At 41.1% G+C, this 19,788-nt stretch carries 16 protein-coding genes and 2 tRNA genes; 4 read left to right on the top strand and 14 right to left on the bottom strand.

All coding sequences use genetic code 11. The features are described from left to right. Positions 1 to 17 precede the first annotated feature (17 nt). The 3 genes from ABD985_RS09510 to ABD985_RS09500 are packed head-to-tail and all read right to left on the bottom strand — an operon-like array spanning position 18 to position 2,205. On the bottom strand, positions 18 to 725 hold the full coding sequence (locus ABD985_RS09510) for a glycosyltransferase family 2 protein (protein ID WP_345371223.1): 708 nt from the start codon (positions 723 to 725) through the stop codon (positions 18 to 20). 41 nt (positions 726 to 766) lie between these two features. Then, positions 767 to 1,798, bottom strand: coding sequence for a hypothetical protein (locus ABD985_RS09505; RefSeq protein ID WP_345371222.1), 1,032 nt, complete (start codon positions 1,796 to 1,798; stop codon positions 767 to 769). Further along, positions 1,795 to 2,205, bottom strand: coding sequence for a hypothetical protein (locus ABD985_RS09500; protein WP_345371221.1), 411 nt, complete (start codon positions 2,203 to 2,205; stop codon positions 1,795 to 1,797). Before ABD985_RS09500 ends, ABD985_RS09505 begins: the two co-directional genes overlap by 4 nt. Positions 2,206 to 2,396: 191 nt before the next feature. Between ABD985_RS09500 and ABD985_RS09495 the strand changes: the two genes are divergently transcribed. The 4 genes from ABD985_RS09495 (at position 2,397) to ABD985_RS09480 (ending at position 7,983) form a co-directional block, all read left to right on the top strand. Then, positions 2,397 to 3,596, top strand: a complete 1,200-nt coding sequence (locus ABD985_RS09495; protein ID WP_345371219.1) for a M20 metallopeptidase family protein — start codon at positions 2,397 to 2,399, stop codon at positions 3,594 to 3,596. Positions 3,597 to 3,866: 270 nt separating this feature from the next. Then, positions 3,867 to 4,481, top strand: a complete 615-nt coding sequence (locus ABD985_RS09490; protein WP_345371217.1) for a nucleotide exchange factor GrpE — start codon at positions 3,867 to 3,869, stop codon at positions 4,479 to 4,481. Between the two features lie 264 nt (positions 4,482 to 4,745). Beyond that, positions 4,746 to 5,906 carry a molecular chaperone DnaJ gene (gene dnaJ, locus ABD985_RS09485; RefSeq protein WP_345371215.1) on the top strand — a complete coding sequence of 387 codons (1,161 nt, stop codon included), beginning with the start codon at positions 4,746 to 4,748 and terminating at the stop codon, positions 5,904 to 5,906. A gap of 343 nt (positions 5,907 to 6,249) precedes the next feature. After that, positions 6,250 to 7,983 carry a T9SS type A sorting domain-containing protein gene (locus tag ABD985_RS09480; protein ID WP_345371213.1) on the top strand — a complete coding sequence of 578 codons (1,734 nt, stop codon included), beginning with the start codon at positions 6,250 to 6,252 and terminating at the stop codon, positions 7,981 to 7,983. A 130-nt stretch (positions 7,984 to 8,113) separates the two neighbouring features. Here the strand turns inward: ABD985_RS09480 and ABD985_RS09475 are convergent, their stop codons facing one another. The 11 genes from ABD985_RS09475 to ABD985_RS09425 all read right to left on the bottom strand — a co-directional run bounded on the left by ABD985_RS09475 (position 8,114) and on the right by ABD985_RS09425 (position 19,504). Next, a complete protein-coding gene (locus tag ABD985_RS09475) occupies positions 8,114 to 9,349 on the bottom strand; it encodes an alanine dehydrogenase (RefSeq protein ID WP_345371211.1) in 1,236 nt (411 codons plus the stop codon). Between the two features lie 75 nt (positions 9,350 to 9,424). After that, positions 9,425 to 9,853: a tRNA (adenosine(37)-N6)-threonylcarbamoyltransferase complex ATPase subunit type 1 TsaE gene (gene tsaE, locus ABD985_RS09470; protein WP_345371210.1), complete on the bottom strand. Its 429-nt coding sequence runs from the start codon at positions 9,851 to 9,853 to the stop codon at positions 9,425 to 9,427. 85 nt (positions 9,854 to 9,938) lie between these two features. Then, complete coding sequence (gene fmt, locus ABD985_RS09465) at positions 9,939 to 10,856, bottom strand: methionyl-tRNA formyltransferase (protein WP_345371208.1); 918 nt, start codon at positions 10,854 to 10,856, stop codon at positions 9,939 to 9,941. A gap of 18 nt (positions 10,857 to 10,874) precedes the next feature. After that, positions 10,875 to 11,588, bottom strand: coding sequence for a TrmH family RNA methyltransferase (locus ABD985_RS09460; RefSeq protein WP_345371206.1), 714 nt, complete (start codon positions 11,586 to 11,588; stop codon positions 10,875 to 10,877). A 363-nt stretch (positions 11,589 to 11,951) separates the two neighbouring features. Continuing rightward, a complete protein-coding gene (locus ABD985_RS09455; protein ID WP_345371204.1) occupies positions 11,952 to 13,706 on the bottom strand; it encodes an ABC transporter substrate-binding protein in 1,755 nt (584 codons plus the stop codon). 243 nt (positions 13,707 to 13,949) lie between these two features. After that, complete coding sequence (gene guaA, locus ABD985_RS09450; protein WP_345371202.1) at positions 13,950 to 15,482, bottom strand: glutamine-hydrolyzing GMP synthase; 1,533 nt, start codon at positions 15,480 to 15,482, stop codon at positions 13,950 to 13,952. A gap of 304 nt (positions 15,483 to 15,786) precedes the next feature. Further along, positions 15,787 to 16,356, bottom strand: a complete 570-nt coding sequence (locus ABD985_RS09445; RefSeq protein WP_345371200.1) for a phosphatase PAP2 family protein — start codon at positions 16,354 to 16,356, stop codon at positions 15,787 to 15,789. Between the two features lie 211 nt (positions 16,357 to 16,567). Further along, a tRNA-Arg gene (locus ABD985_RS09440) sits at positions 16,568 to 16,641 on the bottom strand. Between the two features lie 139 nt (positions 16,642 to 16,780). Beyond that, a tRNA-Arg gene (locus tag ABD985_RS09435) sits at positions 16,781 to 16,854 on the bottom strand. 271 nt (positions 16,855 to 17,125) lie between these two features. After that, positions 17,126 to 17,749 carry an SPOR domain-containing protein gene (locus tag ABD985_RS09430; protein WP_345371198.1) on the bottom strand — a complete coding sequence of 208 codons (624 nt, stop codon included), beginning with the start codon at positions 17,747 to 17,749 and terminating at the stop codon, positions 17,126 to 17,128. 147 nt (positions 17,750 to 17,896) lie between these two features. After that, positions 17,897 to 19,504: a fumarate hydratase gene (locus ABD985_RS09425; RefSeq protein ID WP_345371196.1), complete on the bottom strand. Its 1,608-nt coding sequence runs from the start codon at positions 19,502 to 19,504 to the stop codon at positions 17,897 to 17,899. Positions 19,505 to 19,788 lie beyond the last annotated feature (284 nt).

The raw sequence follows: 19,788 nt of genomic DNA, 5'->3' as shown, positions 1-19,788 counted from the left end.
GGCTTGTTCTTTTATCGTTAAAAGTTATCCAAAGTATTTTTTCCCGTTTCTCTTCTACGATCCAGTGATTTTTTAAGTGCTTGAAGAATACCTAGGGATTTGGTGCCTTTATTGGCAGTAATTCCTTTTTCATGAATACGGTACTGAAGGACTACCTCATCGATTATGTGGGTTTTTATTCCTAGTTCCCGGACTTTCATAAACCAATCCTGATCCTCTGAAAGCTGTAAAGTTTCGTCCAATAATCCGGTCTTTTCGAAAACGGACTTTTTGACGATAACACTGGATAACAGTATATGGAATGTTTTCTTTTCAGCACTTCGGTACAGCTCCTTCCTGTACATACTTTCAGGCATAAATTGATAGGTTGTCATACCACTTACAATTTCAAGACTGGGATCTTCCTGAAAAGCGTTGAGTTGTAATGCAGTCTTACTAGGTAACCATTGATCATCCGCATCTAAAAAAGCGATCAAAGGACCTTTTGCAATTTGTAAGCCTTTATTTCTTGCAGCTGCAGGCCCTGTATTTTCCTGCTTGACATAAACTACTTCTGGAAACTGAGAGTGTATGATGGTAGCGGTTGTATCTGTAGAGCCGTCATCAACCAGAATAATTTCACCGATAGGAGATGTCTGTTTTTTTATACTTTGAATAGCTTCATATAGGTACTTATCAGCATTAAAAGCAGGGATAATGACTGATATAGAGAGGGATTTATCCATGATATAGTAATCAAAAAGAGAGTGCTTAATGAGCGATTTTATCAAAGTGTTGTTACAAAAGCAGCGATTGCTTGACCAACTTCCAGAGGGTCGCTTCCAAGATGAACTTTATAAGTGGGTAGCCCCTTGGTAAGTAAGCTACACTTTTGAAAGGTTTCTTTTTGTAAGCCAGGGAGCTGAAACATGGTGGATGGCGTTAAATTACGCATTCCGTGTTCCTTGCCTATAAGTTCAAAAGTAGTTACTGTAGAGTTGGTGATCACAGGAACTAAATGGGCCTTAAGAGGACTATTGGAAATGAGCTTTCCTTTTAAGCCAGTGTTTAAAGAGACCAATGCTTTTTCTTGATTTTTTGAAACAGGAGCAACGAAAGAATTAATAGAAGGAAAGCGTTTCCTGTTATCCAGATTGATCTTGGCGTAACCATAAAGGCTATATGCCCGTAGTTTTTCAGAATCTGCCAATACATAATCATCCCCTAGGATATCCATTCCGGCAAGAGCACAAGAGAGTGTCGTGGATGACTTACCAGATCCACTATTCCCAGAGATTAATACTGCTTTTGCATTTGCTGCAACAGAGGCAGCGTGAAGTAACTGTAAAGAGCTTACTTCTGACCGCCAGTGAAAGATGTTTTTAAAAGGAAAACTTTGCTCCCAATAGGGTATTTGCTCAGGAGTATTTATCAGGTAGTAGCCGATAGATCGTTGCCTGTCATAAAATACAAAAGAAGCAGCACCATGTTGAAAGGCTGCGTAGAAGCGATCATTGTTAAACCCTTTTAATAACCCTTGCTCTTGATAGTCCTCCTTTAAGAAAGGTAGGTTTATGTGAAAAGGAGCTTGGTTGCTCCAACAGTAGATCGTCAGGTCTTCCTTTTTTGGAGGTAGTTGCAAATGTGATAAAGCACTCCCCAGACAATTCTCTAGTGAGGGATCTCCTGCGAAAATTACTTTTGCCGTTTCGCTTCCTATACTAAAGTATTGATTGATAGAAGACACCTCAGATATTTGGGTAGCAACCTGATTCAACTGTTCAAAAAAATTGATAGGTACTAGTACTTCCTCTCTCATCCTTCCTTGTTTTCATGTGGCCAACCTTTTGCATCTACCTCATGAATCGGGTCGAGTAATATGAGTTCTTGCATATCATTGAAGACTTCAAATGAAATTTCCTGATAATTTACCTTTTCGATGTTTTCTTGCCCGATAAGAGGAGATTGTGTTTGCTCTAATAATAGGTTCTCCGAAAGCATTTGCTCAATTAAAGAATCAATTTGAAGTGCTTGTTCTTCCGTTAAGTCTACAAAGTAGTTTTTTAGTGTTGAGGTGGTATGAGAAGAGAATTCAAGGCAATTGAAAATATGAATGGCACTACCTTTTAAACTATAATAGCTTCCTGTAAAAAGGTTGACAACAATTGTTTCCATATCAAATTTATCAGAAACAATTTTCTCTGAGTTAAGGGTTATAAAACGCATATAATTTTGGATTAAATTAATTTTCAGTGAGATAATTTAAATATTTTCTTTTAAAACTTATAATGAATCATGGAATAAGTGCTATTGGTAATCTTAAATATGTTAGTAGAATTGAGGATTCATTTTCTAAACTTCCTTTTCTTTATTCATCATTGCTATCTTGCATTACAAACTAAAAATCCTGATAAACGATGAACACTTTAAAAGACAAAATTCAACAAAGAGCAAAGGCCTTACACGCCGAAGTCATTGCCAACAGAAGACATTTACATGCCAACCCTGAACTATCTTTTCAGGAGTATAATACCGCTGCATATGTAGAAGAGTTACTTCGTTCTTATGGAATTGAGAAAATCGAGCGATTAGCGGAAACAGGTATAGTGGCCTTGATTGAAGGGAAGAATCCTGAGAAGAAAATTATTGCATTAAGGGGAGATATGGATGCCTTACCGATCATTGAGGCGAATGATGTAGATTATAAATCCAAGAATGAAGGGGTGATGCATGCTTGTGGACACGATGTGCATACTTCTTCATTGTTGGGAGCTGCAAAGATTCTGAATGAGGTAAAGGAGGAGTTTGAAGGGACGATTAAGTTGATTTTCCAGCCAGGGGAGGAGAAGGCTCCAGGTGGTGCTTCTATCATGATTAAGGAAGGAGTATTGGAAAATCCTAAGGTAGAGAAGATTTTCGGCCAGCATGTGATGCCTCTAATTCCAGTTGGAAAAGTAGGTTTCCGTAAAGGGATGTATATGGCAAGTGCCGATGAAATTTATATGACCGTAAAAGGTAAAGGAGGGCATGGTGCCGTGCCGGAGATGTGTGTAGATCCTATTCTAATTACGTCCCATATTATTGTTGCTTTACAGCAAGTGGTAAGCCGTATTGGCAGTCCAAAGATTCCATCGGTACTAACCTTCGGAAAGGTGATTGCGGAAGGTGCAACCAATGTGATTCCAAATGAGGTAAAGGTAGAAGGAACATTCCGTACAATGAACGAGGAGTGGAGAGCGAAAGCACACCAAAAGATCAGAAGTATCGCAGAAGGTATTGCAGAAGGTATGGGCGGAAGTGTAGATCTTGAAATTAGAGTAGGATATCCATTCCTAGTCAACGAACCAGAGGTGACAGAGCGTGCCATGAATGCTGCCAAGGAGTATCTGGGTGAAGATAATGTAGTAGACTTGGACTTATGGTTGGCTGCAGAGGATTTCTCATTCTATTCTCAGGAAGCAGATGCATGTTTCTATCGATTGGGAACCAGAAATGAAGAGAAAGGAATCGTATCTGGAGTGCATACCCCAACGTTCGATATTGATGAGAAAGCCTTGGAGATAGGACCAGGATTGATGGCATGGCTTGCAATTAATGAGTTAAGAATTAAGAATTAAGAATGAAAAATATCGGTTTAATGATTCTTCATTCATAATTTTTCATTCTTCATTAAAAAAAGCCTGTCATTCTGCCACTGTCAAAAAAGACAATTTCACCTTCGTTTAATGAAGGATTGCTGTCATATTGTCCTGACTTTTGGCTTGGCAGTAAAATTGATACACCGTAGGTGTTAGGGGCTAGGGATTAGGTGTTCGTGACTTATCGACTAACTAACACCTAATCCCTAATCCCCAATCCCTAACTTCAACATTAAGTATTTATAGATTATGGCAAAAGACGAGATCAAAAATAAAGCGGAACAAGAGGAAGCAAATGCAAAGGCTCAAAACGAGGAGAAGGTAGAAGGAAATGAGGAGCAGACAGTAGATGAAAATATTGAGGAGCATCATGAGCATGAGGAAGTAGAGATGGTAGAGGAGTCTGAAGCTGATAAATATAAGAAGGAAGCACAGGAGGCAAGAGATCAGTATCTTCGTTTATATTCTGATTTTGAGAACTTCCGTCGTAGAACCTCTAAGGAAAAGCTGGATTTTATGAAGAATGCCAGTGAGGACATGATCGTTGCTCTGCTGCCAATCGTAGATGATTTCGAGAGAGCACTAAAGCACGCTACTGTAGAAGATGGACAAGAGGCGTTTCAGGGTTTTAAGGAAGGAGTAGAGCTTATCCATAATAAATTAGTGAAGGCGTTGGAAGCTAAAGGCTTGAAGCCTATGGAAGATGCTATCGGAAAAGAGTTTGATATGGATCTTCATGAAGCGATTACACAAATTCCAGCACCTTCAGAAGAACTGAAAGGAAAAGTAGTAGACGTAGTGGAAAAAGGCTATGTATTGAATGAGAAGGTAATTCGTTACGCAAAAGTAGTGGTAGGAAACTAATCGGTTGAATCGTTGAATTTCACCTTCGGTGAGTTGAATTGAGCTTCGCTCGTTGATTCGAGTTGAACTGTTGATTGATTCAATTTTAATTGAATACTTAACCATAATCGATCAATAAACAAATCAACTCGAATCAACGAGCGAAGCTCAATTCAACGATTCAAGACACCGTGTAACGGATTCAACAACTAAATATTTAGATCAATATTCGGTATAGGGTTCCTCTGTGGAGGAGTCCATAGAGGAAAGCATATATAAATAGCTATGGCAAAGAGAGATTATTACGAAGTGTTAGGAGTAAGCAAGGACGCTGACGCATCGGCCATTAAAAAGGCTTATCGTAAAGTGGCGATCAAGTTTCACCCTGACAAAAACCCGGGAGATAAAGAAGCAGAAGAGAAATTCAAAGAAGCAGCAGAGGCTTACGAGATCTTGAGTAATGAAGAGAAGCGTGCACAGTATGATCGTTTTGGTCACGCAGCCTTTGATGGAAGCGGCGGCTTTGGCGGTGGCTTCGGCGGAGGAGGTATGAACATGGAAGACATCTTCTCCCAGTTCGGTAATATCTTCGGTGGGGGCTTCGATGATTTCTTTGGCGGTGGCGGAGGTGGCGCCCGTGGGGGACGTCGCGTCAACAAGGGGTCCAACCTTCGTATTAAGCTGAAGCTTACCATGGAAGAAATTGCACAGGGAGCGGAGAAGAAGATCAAGGTAAAACGTTATGTTTCTTGTGATACTTGTGGTGGTTCTGGTGCAGAGAGCAGTGCAGATGTAGAAACTTGCCATACTTGTCATGGTTCTGGTCAGGTACAGACTGTGAGAGATAGTATGTTTGGTAGAATGGTTTCTCAGGCCGTATGTCCTACTTGTGATGGAGAAGGTAAGATTGTCAAGAAGAAATGTAAGTCTTGTCATGGGGAAGGTCGCATTGCAAAAGAAGAGGTGTTGGAGGTGAAAATCCCAGCAGGGGTTTCAGATCGTATGCAACTGTCAATGTCTGGAAAAGGTAACTTCCCTAAACACGGAGGTGTTCCTGGTGATCTATTGATCGTTATTGAAGAAATTGAGCACGAATACTTCCACCGTGACGGCAATAATATCCACTACGATTTACATATCAACTTTATTGATGCAGTCTTGGGTGCTAGTATTGAGGTACCTACCTTGACAGGAAAGGTAAAAGTGCCAATCGATGCCGGTACGCAGAGCGGTAAGATCCTTCGCTTAAGAGGAAAAGGAATTAAGGATGTAAATGGATACGGCGCAGGAGATCAGTTGATCCATATCAATATCTACACTCCTACAAAAGTTTCTTCTGAAGAGAAAAAGACATTGGAAGGCCTAAGAGACTCAGCCAACTTCCAACCGGATAATAAGAAAGAAAAGAAAGGCTTTATCAATAGAATGAAAGAGTTCTTTGAATAGTCGGTTTGGTTTATCGGTTATTGCTTATCGTTTAAAAAAGGTTTATCGGTTATTGCAGGTCGTTTAGGAGTGAAATAATTTTCTTAACTGATAACTGATAACTGATAACTGATAACTGATAACCGATAATCAAAAAAGCTTCACCCTTCAAAGGTGGAGCTTTTTTGCGTATAGGAGTTTTTGACCGACAGTATAGACTTATTCATAGTGCTTTGTTAATGTTTGTTTACACTAAAGAATAGTCATTAATAGCAGGAGGGGGTATACTTAGTTTTCAATTATGTAAGGCATCATTTTGACGCCATATAATTGAAAGTATACTTATTAACCCCAACTGTAACTGATGGAAATTAGACCTTTAACCCTAATTGCCTACCTATTCACATTTTTGATGGTAGGAAGTGTAACCCATGTATTGGCTCAAGACTATCAAGATTATGAAGTGCCCTATGTATCCTGTGAAGTAAAAGCGGCCTCCTCGGAGAGTAGTATGGATGGTGTAATCAGCTTTTCTTATGGAGGAGGAGCTGGAGGACCTTACCGTATTGTCGTCTTCAATGAAAATGGGAGCTATTATGAAGAATTCGACAAGGAAGAAGCTGGAGAGATGACGATTAAGAACCTACCTCCGCAGTTTTATGATGTACGCGTATATGACAATCAATTTGTTGATGGCGTATGTTTTCCAACCATTGGTGTAGAAGAAAAAGAGGAGACTCCTCCTACCAAACCAGATGAGCCTACAATCCCCAAAAATCCTCAAGAACCGACCCAGCCAGAAGAACCAACAACTTGTGAGGATATACGAATGAAGTCCTATCCTAAGTTTATAGAGGAATCCTCAAGAGATGCATACGATGGAATGATTGAGATTACGGTTGAAGGAGGTATGGGAAGTATGATGTATGAGTGGACAGGACCCAATGGGTACACTTCTTATGAGAAAGATGCTACCGAAATGACCGCAGGTCGCTACACGGTAAAAGTAACAGACGAAAGAGGGTGTGTAGCCTACTTCACTTATTACATGAGAACAGCTGTAGATGAAGGAGTAGAGGAAGAGGTTGCTTGTGATATGACCGTAAGAGTAAAACACTCAGATGAAACAAAAGCTGGAGCAAAGGATGGATTTATTCATGTTGAAATTAATGGAGGTGAAGCACCCTATCAAGTGACATGGATGGGGCCAGATGATTATTACACCACAGAAGAATCTAGCAGTAAGAGTCAAGCGAGCGGGTTAAAGAAAGGACAGTACTACCTTTATATAGAAGATGCCAACGGCTGTGAAAATAGTTTTAGTTACTACATTTATCAAGGAGAAGCGGCCGAAGAGAATCTATGTGACAAGGTGGATATATTTCTGACTGAAATCACTACAGGAAATATCATGGATGGATACAGAGATAAAGGCGATATTTATGTAAAGGCAATAGGAGGTACAGGGCCTTATCAATACTATTGGAAAGGACCGAATGGTTATGAAGCTGAAGGGGAGTTTATTGACAACCTGTCACAAGGAGTCTATCAGGTTACGGTAGTTGATTATAATGGTTGTTCATATGCGGAAGAAATCTTAGTGGCCAACTATAGCTGTAATTACGCTGACTTAGAAATCAAGGTAAAGAAACCATCAAGTATAGATGCTGCTGATGGTGAGCTAGAAATACTAGGCAGTGAAGAAAATCAGTACTTATGGATTTATGACAACGGAAGCCAATTTGCAGAAGGCACAAAAGTAACAGGAGTACCTGTCGGAGAAGTGTGGGTAGAAATCATTTATCCTAATTCTTGTGTACAAGAACAATCCTTATACTTGGATTATGAAGCGGCAGAAGCCCGTTTCACGACCTATCCTAATCCTTCCAATGGAGTATTTAACCTGAAGTTTCCAGCAACTGTTAATAAGGCTATTCCAGTTGAAGTGCTAGATCTTTCCGGGAAAGTGGTCGCAACGATTTCGTTGGAGGGATATAATATTCAGCAAGTTTCCTTGGAGAGCTTAGAGAAGGGGATCTATATGATCAAAAGAGCGGATGGAGACCGCATAGAGACAGAAAGGATAATTATCAAATAACCGTTTGCAGTGAACAGTGAACAGTGAACAGTGAACAATGGGCAGTGAATAATTGAAAATTAAAAATTAATACCACAGCGCTCGCAATGATACACCTAAAGCACCAATCTCACTGTTCACTGCTTACTACTTATATTCTTGCCGCCAAAATCAACTCCAGATTCATACAAGGCATATCATATTTCTCTGCAATAAATTTATTTGTGACACCACCTTTATAAGCATAAACCCCTTTCGTGAAGCCAGGGTAGTAACGAATCATCTGATCCGTACCGCCTTTTTCGATCAGTTTTGTCAACATAGGAGCAAAGATATTGCTCAAGGCTGTAGAGGCAGTCCTAGCAACTCTTGAAGGAATATTAGGGACACAATAATGAATAACACCGTGACGGTGAAAGGTAGGTTGATGTAAGGTGGTAGGTTCAGAAGTTTCAAAGCATCCTCCTTGATCAATACTCACATCAATAATAATAGAGTTGGGTTTCATATAAGAGACCATCTCCTCGGTCACAAAGGTTGGTGTACGTCCTCGGTTGGTGTGTACTGCTCCAATAACTACATCTGCTTCTGCTAATGCCTCTGCTAGTTTGCCGTTGTCAATCACGGAAGTATATAGCTGAGGGTTCCCCAGTATATTCTTCAATCTTCGGAGACGATAAATATGATTATCGAAGATCTTAACTTCGGCTCCCATACCCATACTGGTGCGGGCAGCGTATTCAGCTACAGTTCCAGCTCCCAGAATAACCACTTTGGAAGGAGGAACACCGGTGATGCCACCTAAAATTATTCCTCGACCCTCATTGAAACTACTAAGGTACTCAGCAGCAATCAGCATCACCGTACTACCAGCAATCTCACTCATGGCACGCACAACAGGCAGGCCTCCTACTTTATCCTCTAGTAGCTCAAAAGCTAAACAAACAAGCTTTCGTTGTGTGACTGCTTGTATATATTCTTTGGATAGCTCTTTGGTGTATAGTGCGGAAATGACCGTTTTTTGTCGCTTAATATGCTTAATTTCTTCCAATGAAGGCGGAGATACCCTCAGTATAATATCTGTACCAAAAGCATCTTCAGGGCTGTATACGACTTTAGCACCTGCATCACTGTATTCTTTATCAGTTAAATTGGCCGGTAGACCCGCACCGCTTTCCAGTAGTACGTCATAACCATTATTGACCAATATGGCTACCGCTTCAGGCCTAAGCATAATCCGTTTCTCATCAGAGCAGGATTCTTTGGGTAAGCCAATGGCAATAGGGTCTTTGCCTCTGTTGGGGCTTTTGACCATCATTTCCTGAGGGTGATATTGATATACTTCCTCAGCGGCTTTTTTGAAGCCCTCTTTTTCTTGATCGCCCATGATAATTTGAGTGTTTAGTTCGGGTATAAAGTCATAGGTAAAAGGTAGGTGTGCGATTGGTCGCACACCTACCTTTTACTTCTTGATTACCGTGATGCTTCGGCTATCTGTTCCTGTGATATCAATATTGATAGCAAGATGTTCATCAGGAATCAGATTAGGAATCTTGGAAGGCCATTCCATTAGACATAAGGCTCCGGAGGTTACATACTCCTCATATCCTATATCCATGGCTTCTTCTTCATCATTTAATCGGTAAAAATCAAAATGATAGATCGTGGCATCATCTTCAGTACTATATTCATTGACAATACTGAAGGTAGGGCTATTGACCAAGTCAATAACTTCTAATGCTTCACAGATCGTTTTTATTAATGTCGTTTTTCCGGCGCCTAAAGTGCCTTCAAACGTCCAAACAGCTCGATCGTATCCAAAATCAATGATTTTCTGAGCAACTTCCGGCAGTAACTCTTGATTTAGACATTCCAACTTTATTTGTTCCATATATTACTTTAAAAAGGTAAAAAGTAATAGGTAAAAGATAAAAAGTAAAGGAAAAAAACACACCTTTTACTTTTTACCTCTTACCTTAAAACTGCTTTCCTCTAAGGAAGTCCTCAATTTTCATGCGCTTTTTCCCTTGCATTTGCCATTCCTTTACACTGATAAAGCCGTCTTGGGTGGTAAACCAGAAATAGGTTTTGTTATCTGTAAGGTAAGCTTTTCCTTCTGCAGTGGCAGGGTCTTCCATGACTTTTTCGGTATCATATACTTTGTAAGTAGTTCCTTCTACAGAAGTCCAGGCAGCTGGGTAAGGACTTAACCCTCTAATGAAATCATATACCTTGTCAGTAGGTTGGTCAAAGTTGATCTCACAAGTCTCCTTAAAGATCTTAGGGGCAGGGATAGCCTCTCCTGTTTGTGGCTGTAGGGTATAGTCTCCTTCTTCAATACGTTGTACGGTCTTAACGACTAGATTAGCCCCCTTAAGCATCAAGCGTGTATAGACATCTCCAACATTATCACTTTCATGAATAGGTTCTGAGTCTTGAAGGATAATATCACCGGTGTCAATCTCATGTTTTAAGAAGAAGGTAGTTACCCCTGTTTCCTTTTCACCATTGATAATCGCCCAGTTAATAGGAGCAGCCCCTCTATATTTAGGAAGCAGTGACCCGTGAAGGTTGAACGTACCAATCTCCGGCATATCCCATACTTTTTCTGGCAACATACGGAAAGCCACGACCACTTGTAAGTTAGCGTTGTAGGAGCGTAGTTCTTCTAGAAATTCGTCTGACTTTAGATTTGTGGGCTGTAGGATAGGAATATCATGGCGCAAGGCACATTCCTTTACTGGAGATATTTGAATCTTTCTTCCTCTTCCGGCAGGTTTATCCGGAGCCGTAATCACTGCGACAACGTTATAGTTATTCTCAACAAGCTTCTCTAATGAAGGTACCGCAAATTCTGGTGTACCCATAAAGATAATTCTTAGCTCTTTTTTCATGGTTGGTATGTTGAATTGCTATTTATTTTGACCTCTCTTAATATATTCTCGAAGGTAAACATCGGACCTTTTGATGTTTTTTAGTACCCAGATCGTCTCTAATTCTTTTCTTTCTTCCTCAGACATTTTCCAGTCAATATCCGGGCGATGCCTTAATTTAGTAATAATATGATTGAAGCATATAGCAGCACTGACAGAGATATTAAAACTTTCTGTAAACCCGTACATAGGAATCTTAATGCGATAGTCAGCTTCTTCCAATGCGGTATCCGTAAGCCCATTACGTTCCTGCCCAAACATTAGAGCAACTTTGTTATCCAGTGGAAGGTCATCCAGTTCCATATCGGTATGAGGAGTAGTCGCAGCTACTTTATAGCCTTTATCCTTTAAGCTCTGAATGGCAGTAGAGGTATCAGTATAATGATGTCTGTCGATCCATTTAGAGGCACCCCTAACCACTTTTGGATTAATTTTATATTTATGATTTATCTCTACGATATGGACGTCCTGTACACCAAAACAATCGGCAGAACGCAACACAGCACTGGCATTTTGAGGAAGGTATAGGTCTTCCAGTAATACCGTGAGGTGTCTTGTACGGTGAGAAAGAACCTCTTCAAAAAGAGCTTTCTTATTCGGTGTGACGAATGTTCTAAGATACTGGTAAAGCTCATCATCTTGTAATACCTGTTCGACGAGCTGCGGATCAATCACTTTATCCTGATATAGCATTATAAGGTAATAGGTAAAAGGTAATAGGTAAAAGTAGGGGCGACCCCACGTGGTCGCCCCCGTCGGTAAAAGGTAAGGGCGCGATTATTAAGTTTGAATAAATAACCGTCATACTACTAAATGGCTTTGTTGAGTGACACTGCGTGCCGTTGAGTAGAGCTTCGCTCCGTTGAGTAGCCCTCCGGGCTGTTGAGAAATAGCAGTACTGTAAAATCTCAACAGCCCGGAGGGCTACTCAACGGCACACAGTGCCACTCAACCAGCGGCGTAAGCCGCCTCAACTGTCGGTTAATTATTCCACCTTAATTATCGCGCCCCTCCACTACAATAATTGAAAATTAATAATTGAAAATTAAAAACTCCCTATTTCTCTTCTTCCTCAACATCTATGTCTTCGCCTTCTGCGATAGTAATGACTTCCAGTTGCCCATCAATAAATCTAACAATTGGAATGTACTGGTTATCCTGACTGTTACGGTAATCGTGTTGAGGGTATAGATAGCCTTCTTGAGGAGGAAGGCTGCTGAGTTTCAGGTAAAATTTCTTTCCATGCTCTTGAAGCATTTTTCCAAAGAAGTAGACCGTTTCAAACCCTTGATAGGCGTATTTGTCGGGTGTGTCGAAGTAGGTGTCTAGAAATTCTTCTTCAAACATACGGGCATTACGGCTGTTTTCTTTGGTATAGTTAGGAGCCACAATGTTCACCTCTCCACTTTCCAGTAAATCATATCCTAATTGATTATACTCCAACCACGTGTCAGGAACATAAACAGGTGCTTTAGCATTCAGAGACTGAAGTGCTCCTAAGGCAGTTCTGGAAGGAGCTTCTCTGGTAAGACTGATAAATACATGTGCAGAGGTACTATCCAATGCTACGCCAGTACTATCGTCCATTTCAAGTGCTCTAAGGTCTTCTTGTGCTGTAATAAATCCTCTGTTGGCGTAATCATATTCTGAATAAACCGCTACAGTGTCTCCTAAAGAGTCGTAAGTGTCCAGGTAGGTCTTGGCCATGGCTTTTTCACGACTAGAAGCCCCATAAATGATATAAGCTTTGGCGGTGTCTCGTTGTGCGTGGTGATATGAAGCTAATTTTTCACCCAAGGTTTCGTAGCTTGAGGATAGCAGAAAAGAATAATCAGCATCTTTAAAAACCAAAGAGTTCATGGAGATAGGATTCACCATAGGGGTTTGGGTCTTGTTGCTATAGTTTTTGACCATACCAAGTGTTTCCCCATACAAAGGCCCAACGATAAGGTCTACCCCTTTCATATCTGGATTTTCCAAGATCTCTTTTACGATACTGGTATCGCGCTGGGTGTCAAAAGGCAGAAGGTTGATTTCTATCCCTTCTTTTAATAACTGCTTTTCTGCCAGCAACATCCCTTTATAGATGTCATAAACAAACTCATTGCTGATACGCAGATTTTGGGGATCTGTTTTTTCTTGGAAGAATGGGAAGAAGACCGCAACATTATAGCTGCTTTTTCTTCCAGAGTTAAGATAATCCTCATAGATCGCCTGCTCATTTCCTCCGTATTGTTTGATCAGTTTTTCCATGGCTGTTTTACTCATGACATCCTCAGGAGATAGGAGTACAGCATGAAGGGCGCTTTTACCTAGGAGCTTATTTTTAGGAAATTTTTCTTGTAATGCGACTAACTCTTCCGCGCTCAGGTGTTGAAGAGCTGTTTCATAGAGTAAATGCATCTCAGGGGTAAGTTCCCCTTCTGCTACAGGAGAAAGTAGCTCACAAATTCGGGTATATGCTTGTTCTTCAGAAGCAATAGTAGCCAGGAAAAAACGAGCGTCATTAGCCTTTTCCCATTTATTATGTTTTTGAAGAATGGTTTCCAGGCTTAAGGTAGCTTTGGAAACTTCTTTGTTGTGATAAGCCGCAACAGCATGCAGGTAAAGCGTGTTTGGCTTGATTAGGTTTTTATCGTTGTTCTTAAGTAAATCCTCCAATACCACTTCAGCAGCAACATACTTTTGTTGCTTTATGAGCTGACGGGCATATTCATATTTGTTTCGGATAACTTTAGCGGATTGTCCGTAAGTGTTAAGGATGCCAAGGCAGCTTACTGACAGGAAGATCAAAAAAAAATGCTTTATCATTTTGACTAGGTGTAAAGTAAATATCTAGGGTAATGCTATTCTCAAAATTAATTTGGCTTAAAGATAGTCAATTTACCTTTGTCAATACGGATTGATGGGTAGAATTTGCTCACTGCTCACTGCTCACTGCTCACTGCTCACTGCTCACTCTAAACAAAAAAGTGGCCAGTCACTCCTAAAGGGTTACCCATTCAAGAATTACTGACCACCAATCACTAGTCACTAACAACTAATCACTAAAATTTATTCCCACTCAATCGTTGCAGGAGGCTTAGAGCTAATGTCATACACTACTCTGTTTACCCCTTTGACACGGTTGATGATATTGTTACTTACATCAGCAAGGAACTCGTATGGAAGGTGTACCCAGTCTGCAGTCATACCGTCCAAACTAGTTACAGCTCTAAGAGAGACGACTTGCTCATACGTTCTCTCATCGCCCATCACACCTACGGATTGTACTGGAAGAAGGATTGCTCCTGCTTGCCATACATCTTTGTATAGGCCTGACTCTTTCAATGAAGAGATAAAGATATGGTCTACTTCCTGAAGGATTCTTACTTTTTCAGCATCTACATCTCCAAGGATACGGATACCTAGTCCTGGTCCTGGGAATGGGTGACGTTGCAAGATCGCATCATCAATTTCCAACGTATGTCCTACAGCTCTAACCTCATCCTTGAAAAGGGTATTTAGAGGCTCTACCACTTTTAGTTTCATGTAGTCAGGAAGACCACCTACGTTGTGGTGAGATTTGATGGTTGCAGAAGGGCCTTTTACAGAAACAGACTCGATTACATCTGGGTAGATAGTACCCTGACCCAACCATTTTGCGTTTTCTACTTTCTTAGACTCCTCATCGAATACGTCAACGAATACTTTACCAATCGCTTTACGCTTCGCCTCAGGATCTTTAATGCCTTTAAGGGCATCGTAGAATAATTCTTTAGCATTAACACCTTTCACGTTCAAGCCCATGCCTTGGTAAGATTCCAAAACATCTTCGAACTCATTCTTACGCAACAAGCCATTATCTACGAAGATACAGTGAAGGTTTGGTCCGATTGCTTTGTGTAGCAATACTGCAGCCACAGATGAATCAACTCCACCAGACAATCCAAGGATTACCTTGTCATCTCCGATCTTAGCTTTAAGCTCAGCAACGGTAGATTCAACAAAAGACTCAGGAGTCCAGTCCTGTGAACATCCACAGATACCTACCACGAAGTCTTGAAGCATCATTTTGCCATCCGTAGAGTGTGTTACCTCTGGGTGGTATTGCAAACCAAAAGTAGGCTCGCCTTCGATACGGTAAGCGGCAACTTTCACACTAGGAGTACTTGCAATAACCGTGAAGTTCTCTGGCAATTCCAAGATAGTGTCTCCATGTGACATCCACACTTGAGAGTCCTCAGGAATACCTTTTAGCAATGGACTTGTGTGGTTGATGTAGCTCAACTTCGCACGTCCATACTCTCTTACCTCTGAACGGGCGATCTTACCACCGTTTTGGTGAGCAAGCATTTGCGCTCCATAACAAACAGCCAATAGAGGCATTTTTCCACGGATATCGCTAACGTCAAAGTTTGGAGCTTCATCTTCCAATACAGAATGCGGGCTTCCAGAAAGGATTACCCCCTTGTACTCAGAGTGGTCGATGCGAGGTGTGTGATTATAAGGATAGATCTCACAATATACATTCAACTCTCTGACCCTGCGGGCGATAAGCTGTGTATATTGAGATCCGAAATCGTAAATAAGGATTTTATCAGCCATGTTGATAGAATGAACAGATGGTAATTGACTTAGATTCAGTTCTCTATTATGGGGCGCAATATTACGTCAATTATTAATAGAAAGCCAATTTTCAATTATCAGTTATTAATTTTCAATGATTAATTTTTAATTATCAATAAATAACAGACAGTTGAGGCGGCTTGCGCCGCTGGTTGAGTGGAGCTTCGCTCCGTTGAGTAGCCCTTCGGGCTGTTGAGAAAACGCAGCACTGTAAAATCTATGCACTGGTCTTAGGCTCCAGCCTAAGACCTGCAGCGGGCTTGCACTACGCTTTCTACATGCACTATTTCCTAAAGTGGTCTTTTATTGTGCTAGTTAAAACAAATATACTCCAGCTACACAGTATTCCTATCAGCATACCTCCTAATATATCCCCCGGATAGTGTACACCGATCGCAATACGGCTGTAGGCAATCAATATAGCCCATGGAAATAGAAGTGTTACCCATTTAAAGTGCTTATGGGTGTAAAGGTAAAGAGAGGTTGCAACAGCCATGGTCGTAGAGGCATGAGAAGATACCAATCCATACTTCCCTCCCCGATAGCCATTCACCAAGTGTACAAGTCCTTTTAGTTCTTCGGCATGGGAAGGACGGGGGCGTTCCAGCCAGGGCTTCAGAATTCCGGAGGCTATATAGTCTGCCAAACCTACGGCAGCACCAGTCCCTGCCAGAATGATCAGACCATTCTTCCAACCATATTGTCTGATGACCAGAAAGGCAAGGAGTAGGTATAAAGGAATCCACGTTTTGCTGTTGGTGATTACCCAGAAAAACTGATCACTTGCAGAAGTGTGCATGCTGTTGAACCACAGGAAAAGCTCCTGGTCCCATTGATGGATAGTCTCTATCATTGTTGAATCCGTTACACGGCGTCTTGAATTTCAATACTTTGTATTGAGTTGAATCCATTGCATGGCGCCTTGATTTGAGTTGAATTGTTTATTGAGTTCAATCAACAATTCAACTCAAATCAACGAGCGAAGCTCAATTCAACTCTCCGAAGGAGCAATTCAACGATTCAACAAAAAAAGGACCCTTGAATAATCAAGGGTCCTTGTGAAGTGACCTCGCCAGGATTCAAACCTGGAACCTTCAAAGCCGTAATCTGATGCTCTATTCAGTTGAGCTACGAGGCCATTTGCTTATGGCAGCAAATATATGTGATATTTACAGCACTTTCCAAATAAGATTTTTTAATTATTCTTATCTGTTTGATTTATAGGTGAAAATTTTTAATCTCTTACCTATAACTTATTACCTTTTATTTAAAGGTAGTGACCTCGCCAGGATTCAAACCTGGAACCTTCAAAGCCGTAATCTGATGCTCTATTCAGTTGAGCTACGAGGCCGTTTTGCTGTAAAGCGTTGCAAAGGTAAGCAGAGATTTTTAATATGCAAACCCTTGTGTGAAAAAAGTTCAAAAAATATGATTTTTTTTAGTTGAACCGTTGAATTGAGCTTCGCTCCATTACATGGCGTCTTGATTCGAGTTGATTTGTTTAATGACTCGATTACAATCGAGTTCAATATTTGATTAGAATCAATCAACAGTTCAACTCGAATCAACTCACCGAAGGTGAAATTCAACGATTCAACCAGCAGCGCAAGCTGCCTCAACAATTATGGTCTTGTTCTTTTCTTTTGCTCAATCGCCTCCGGATCCATTCCTTGAGAGCGAAGTGCTCCCTGAATATCAGTCCTGATATTGTCTTCATAAGCGACAATCCAAGCGTCTTTTACACCCATCGCACGAATGTATTTCTTGAATTGATCAGCCTCTTCGTAGTCACGGAAGTTAGCAATCGTATATTTTTTCAGGCCATCCTGATCTTCAGTCCAGAAATTACCCTTGTCTTGAAACTTGCTCAGGTTACGGTTTTTGAAGGCACCGATCTGTACTTTGTATACAACGCCCTTAGCGAAGTTGTCTCCTTGACCTTCTTTCAGTTCAGCCATCTCGTTACGTAGCTTACCGATCTGAGAGTCTTTCTCGCTAACTTGTGCTTTTAGTTGTGTAATGGTTTCCTCTTGTGTTTTTACTTGTTGATGAAGCGCCGAAGCTTCTTGTTGCAAAGTGTTTTTCTCTGCTGTTAGTGCTTGAAACTGCTCCGGGGACATGCCCTTTTTCATTTTCTTCCACTTCTTACGCTCTTTACGGCTCATTTTCTCTTGTGCATACACAGAGGTAGATACCGCTCCAAAAGCAAAAGTAAGGCACAGTAAAACTGTAAATAGTTTTCTCATTGCTTGTAAAGTTATCGTTTTATTATAGTAGACTTTGTAAATAATAACAGGAGAATGTGGGGAATATTGTAAGTAATTAAGAATGAAAAGTGAAGAATGAAGAATGATAAATAGTACTATTCATAATTCTTCATTCTTCATTCTTAATTATTTCAACTCTGCAAAGAAGTCATGCCCCTTATCATCACAGATAATAAAGGCAGGGAAGTTCTCTACTTCGATCTTGCGAACAGCCTCCATTCCTAGTTCCTCGAAGTCAACTACTTCAACAGACTTGATGTTATCGTGCGCCAGGATAGCTGCCGGTCCACCGATAGAGCCCAGGTAGAATCCTCCGTGCTTGGCACAAGCATCCGTTACTTGCTGAGAACGGTTACCTTTGGCCAGCATAACCATAGAGCCACGGTGGCTTTGGAACTCATCTACATAAGGGTCCATACGTCCTGCTGTTGTAGGTCCGAAACTACCTGAAGGCATTCCCTCTGGTGTTTTTGCAGGGCCTGCGTAATATACCGGGTGGTTCTTGAAGTACTCCGGCATAGGCTCTCCATTGTCCAACATTTCTTTGATGCGGGCATGTGCTACGTCTCTCGCCACAATCAAGGTGCCGTTCAAGCTCAATCTCGTTTTGATAGGGTGCTTGCTTAGCTCCTTCAATACCTCATCCATTGGCTGGTTCAGGTTGATCTCTACGGGTTTCTCCAAGTGAGGTGCTTGTGCTGGAAGGAACTGGCGAGGGTTTTTCTCCAGTTGCTCCAGGAAGATACCTTCTGAAGTGATTTTACCCTTTATGTTACGGTCAGCACTACAGCTAACACCCATCCCTACCGGACAAGAAGCAGCATGACGAGGCAGACGGATCACACGTACGTCGTGTGTAAAATACTTACCACCAAACTGTGCACCAATCAAACTTTTCTGACAGATCTCCTGCACCTTTGCTTCCCATTCCAGGTCACGGAATGCTTGTCCGCCTTCATTTCCTTCTGTTGGAAGGTTGTCATAATATCCTGCGGATGCTTTTTTTACAGCAGCCAAGTTAGCCTCAGCAGATGTTCCACCAATCACCAATGCCAGGTGATAAGGGGGGCAAGCGGCCGTACCCAGGTCACCAATCTTATTTTGGATAAATTCTGTTAGATTCTTTTCATTTAGTAATGACTTGGTCATTTGGTAAAGGTATGTCTTGTTGGCAGATCCTCCACCTTTTGCCAGGAACAAGAACTCATAACTATCTTTGCCTTCTGCATAGATGTCGATCTGTGCCGGAAGGTTTGTTCCACTGTTTTTCTCCTCGAACATCGTCAAAGGCACCATTTGAGAGTAACGTAGGTTACGCTCCTGATAAGTGTCATAAATTCCTTTGGATAGAGCTTCCGCATCATTGCCTCCAGTCCATACACGTTCTCCTTTTTTACCCATAACGATTGCTGTACCAGTATCCTGACAGCTAGGTAGTTGTCCTTCTGCTGCAGTGGTCGCATTCTGCAATAAGGTATAGGCTACGAATCGGTCATTATCTGTTGCTTCCGGATCTTCCAGGATGTTGGCCAACTTTTTTAAGTGTGTCGGACGAAGATAGAAAGAAACATCCTCCAATGCTCTTTTGGCTAAAAGTGTCAATCCCTCTGGATCTACTTTCAGTACTTTTTGTCCGTCTACTTCGATTGTACTTACAAAATCACTGCTGATTTTCTCGTAAGGGGTCTCATCCTTTAGGATAGGAAATGGTTTTTGATATTTAAATTCAGCCATAATTGTTGTTTTGCTAAGATTAATTGTTCGTTTGCTAATATAATAGGTTTGAGGGGAATATTTTGATGATAGTAGTCGGGGTTTTAGGAATTGAGGTGGAAGGGCAAAAGATGGCAGTTGCTAAAGAGCAATCCTTCTACCCATTGTCAGAACCGGGATCTTAAGGATCTACGGGATTTTCAGGATTTTTTGGTAGTGTCATGAATTAACTGAACTAGATCTTTGTTGTTAGTGAAACAACCCTTTTGAATATGGAACACTACCTGCAAATATCTTGTCCTGAG

Origin of the sequence: Algivirga pacifica (assembly GCF_039543525.1) — a bacterium.
Classification (GTDB): domain Bacteria; phylum Bacteroidota; class Bacteroidia; order Cytophagales; family Flammeovirgaceae; genus Algivirga; species Algivirga pacifica.
This window is presented reverse-complemented; position numbering and strand designations above follow the sequence as displayed.

Excerpts from the sequence above, each read along its gene's own strand:
- fmt (WP_345371208.1), bottom strand. The coding sequence starts at position 10,856 with ATGAAAAAAGAGCTAAGAATTATCTTTATGGGTACACCAGAATTTGCG.
- ABD985_RS09500 (WP_345371221.1), bottom strand. The coding sequence starts at position 2,205 with ATGCGTTTTATAACCCTTAACTCAGAGAAAATTGTTTCTGATAAATTT.
- ABD985_RS09475 (WP_345371211.1), bottom strand. The coding sequence starts at position 9,349 with ATGGGCGATCAAGAAAAAGAGGGCTTCAAAAAAGCCGCTGAGGAAGTA.
- ABD985_RS09495 (WP_345371219.1), top strand. The coding sequence starts at position 2,397 with ATGAACACTTTAAAAGACAAAATTCAACAAAGAGCAAAGGCCTTACAC.
- ABD985_RS09490 (WP_345371217.1), top strand. The coding sequence starts at position 3,867 with ATGGCAAAAGACGAGATCAAAAATAAAGCGGAACAAGAGGAAGCAAAT.
- ABD985_RS09430 (WP_345371198.1), bottom strand. The coding sequence starts at position 17,749 with ATGAGAAAACTATTTACAGTTTTACTGTGCCTTACTTTTGCTTTTGGA.
- dnaJ (WP_345371215.1), top strand. The coding sequence starts at position 4,746 with ATGGCAAAGAGAGATTATTACGAAGTGTTAGGAGTAAGCAAGGACGCT.
- ABD985_RS09505 (WP_345371222.1), bottom strand. The coding sequence starts at position 1,798 with ATGAGAGAGGAAGTACTAGTACCTATCAATTTTTTTGAACAGTTGAAT.
- guaA (WP_345371202.1), bottom strand. The coding sequence starts at position 15,482 with ATGGCTGATAAAATCCTTATTTACGATTTCGGATCTCAATATACACAG.
- ABD985_RS09445 (WP_345371200.1), bottom strand. The coding sequence starts at position 16,356 with ATGATAGAGACTATCCATCAATGGGACCAGGAGCTTTTCCTGTGGTTC.
- ABD985_RS09510 (WP_345371223.1), bottom strand. The coding sequence starts at position 725 with ATGGATAAATCCCTCTCTATATCAGTCATTATCCCTGCTTTTAATGCT.
- ABD985_RS09460 (WP_345371206.1), bottom strand. The coding sequence starts at position 11,588 with ATGCTATATCAGGATAAAGTGATTGATCCGCAGCTCGTCGAACAGGTA.
- ABD985_RS09425 (WP_345371196.1), bottom strand. The coding sequence starts at position 19,504 with ATGGCTGAATTTAAATATCAAAAACCATTTCCTATCCTAAAGGATGAG.
- ABD985_RS09480 (WP_345371213.1), top strand. The coding sequence starts at position 6,250 with ATGGAAATTAGACCTTTAACCCTAATTGCCTACCTATTCACATTTTTG.
- tsaE (WP_345371210.1), bottom strand. The coding sequence starts at position 9,853 with ATGGAACAAATAAAGTTGGAATGTCTAAATCAAGAGTTACTGCCGGAA.
- ABD985_RS09455 (WP_345371204.1), bottom strand. The coding sequence starts at position 13,706 with ATGATAAAGCATTTTTTTTTGATCTTCCTGTCAGTAAGCTGCCTTGGC.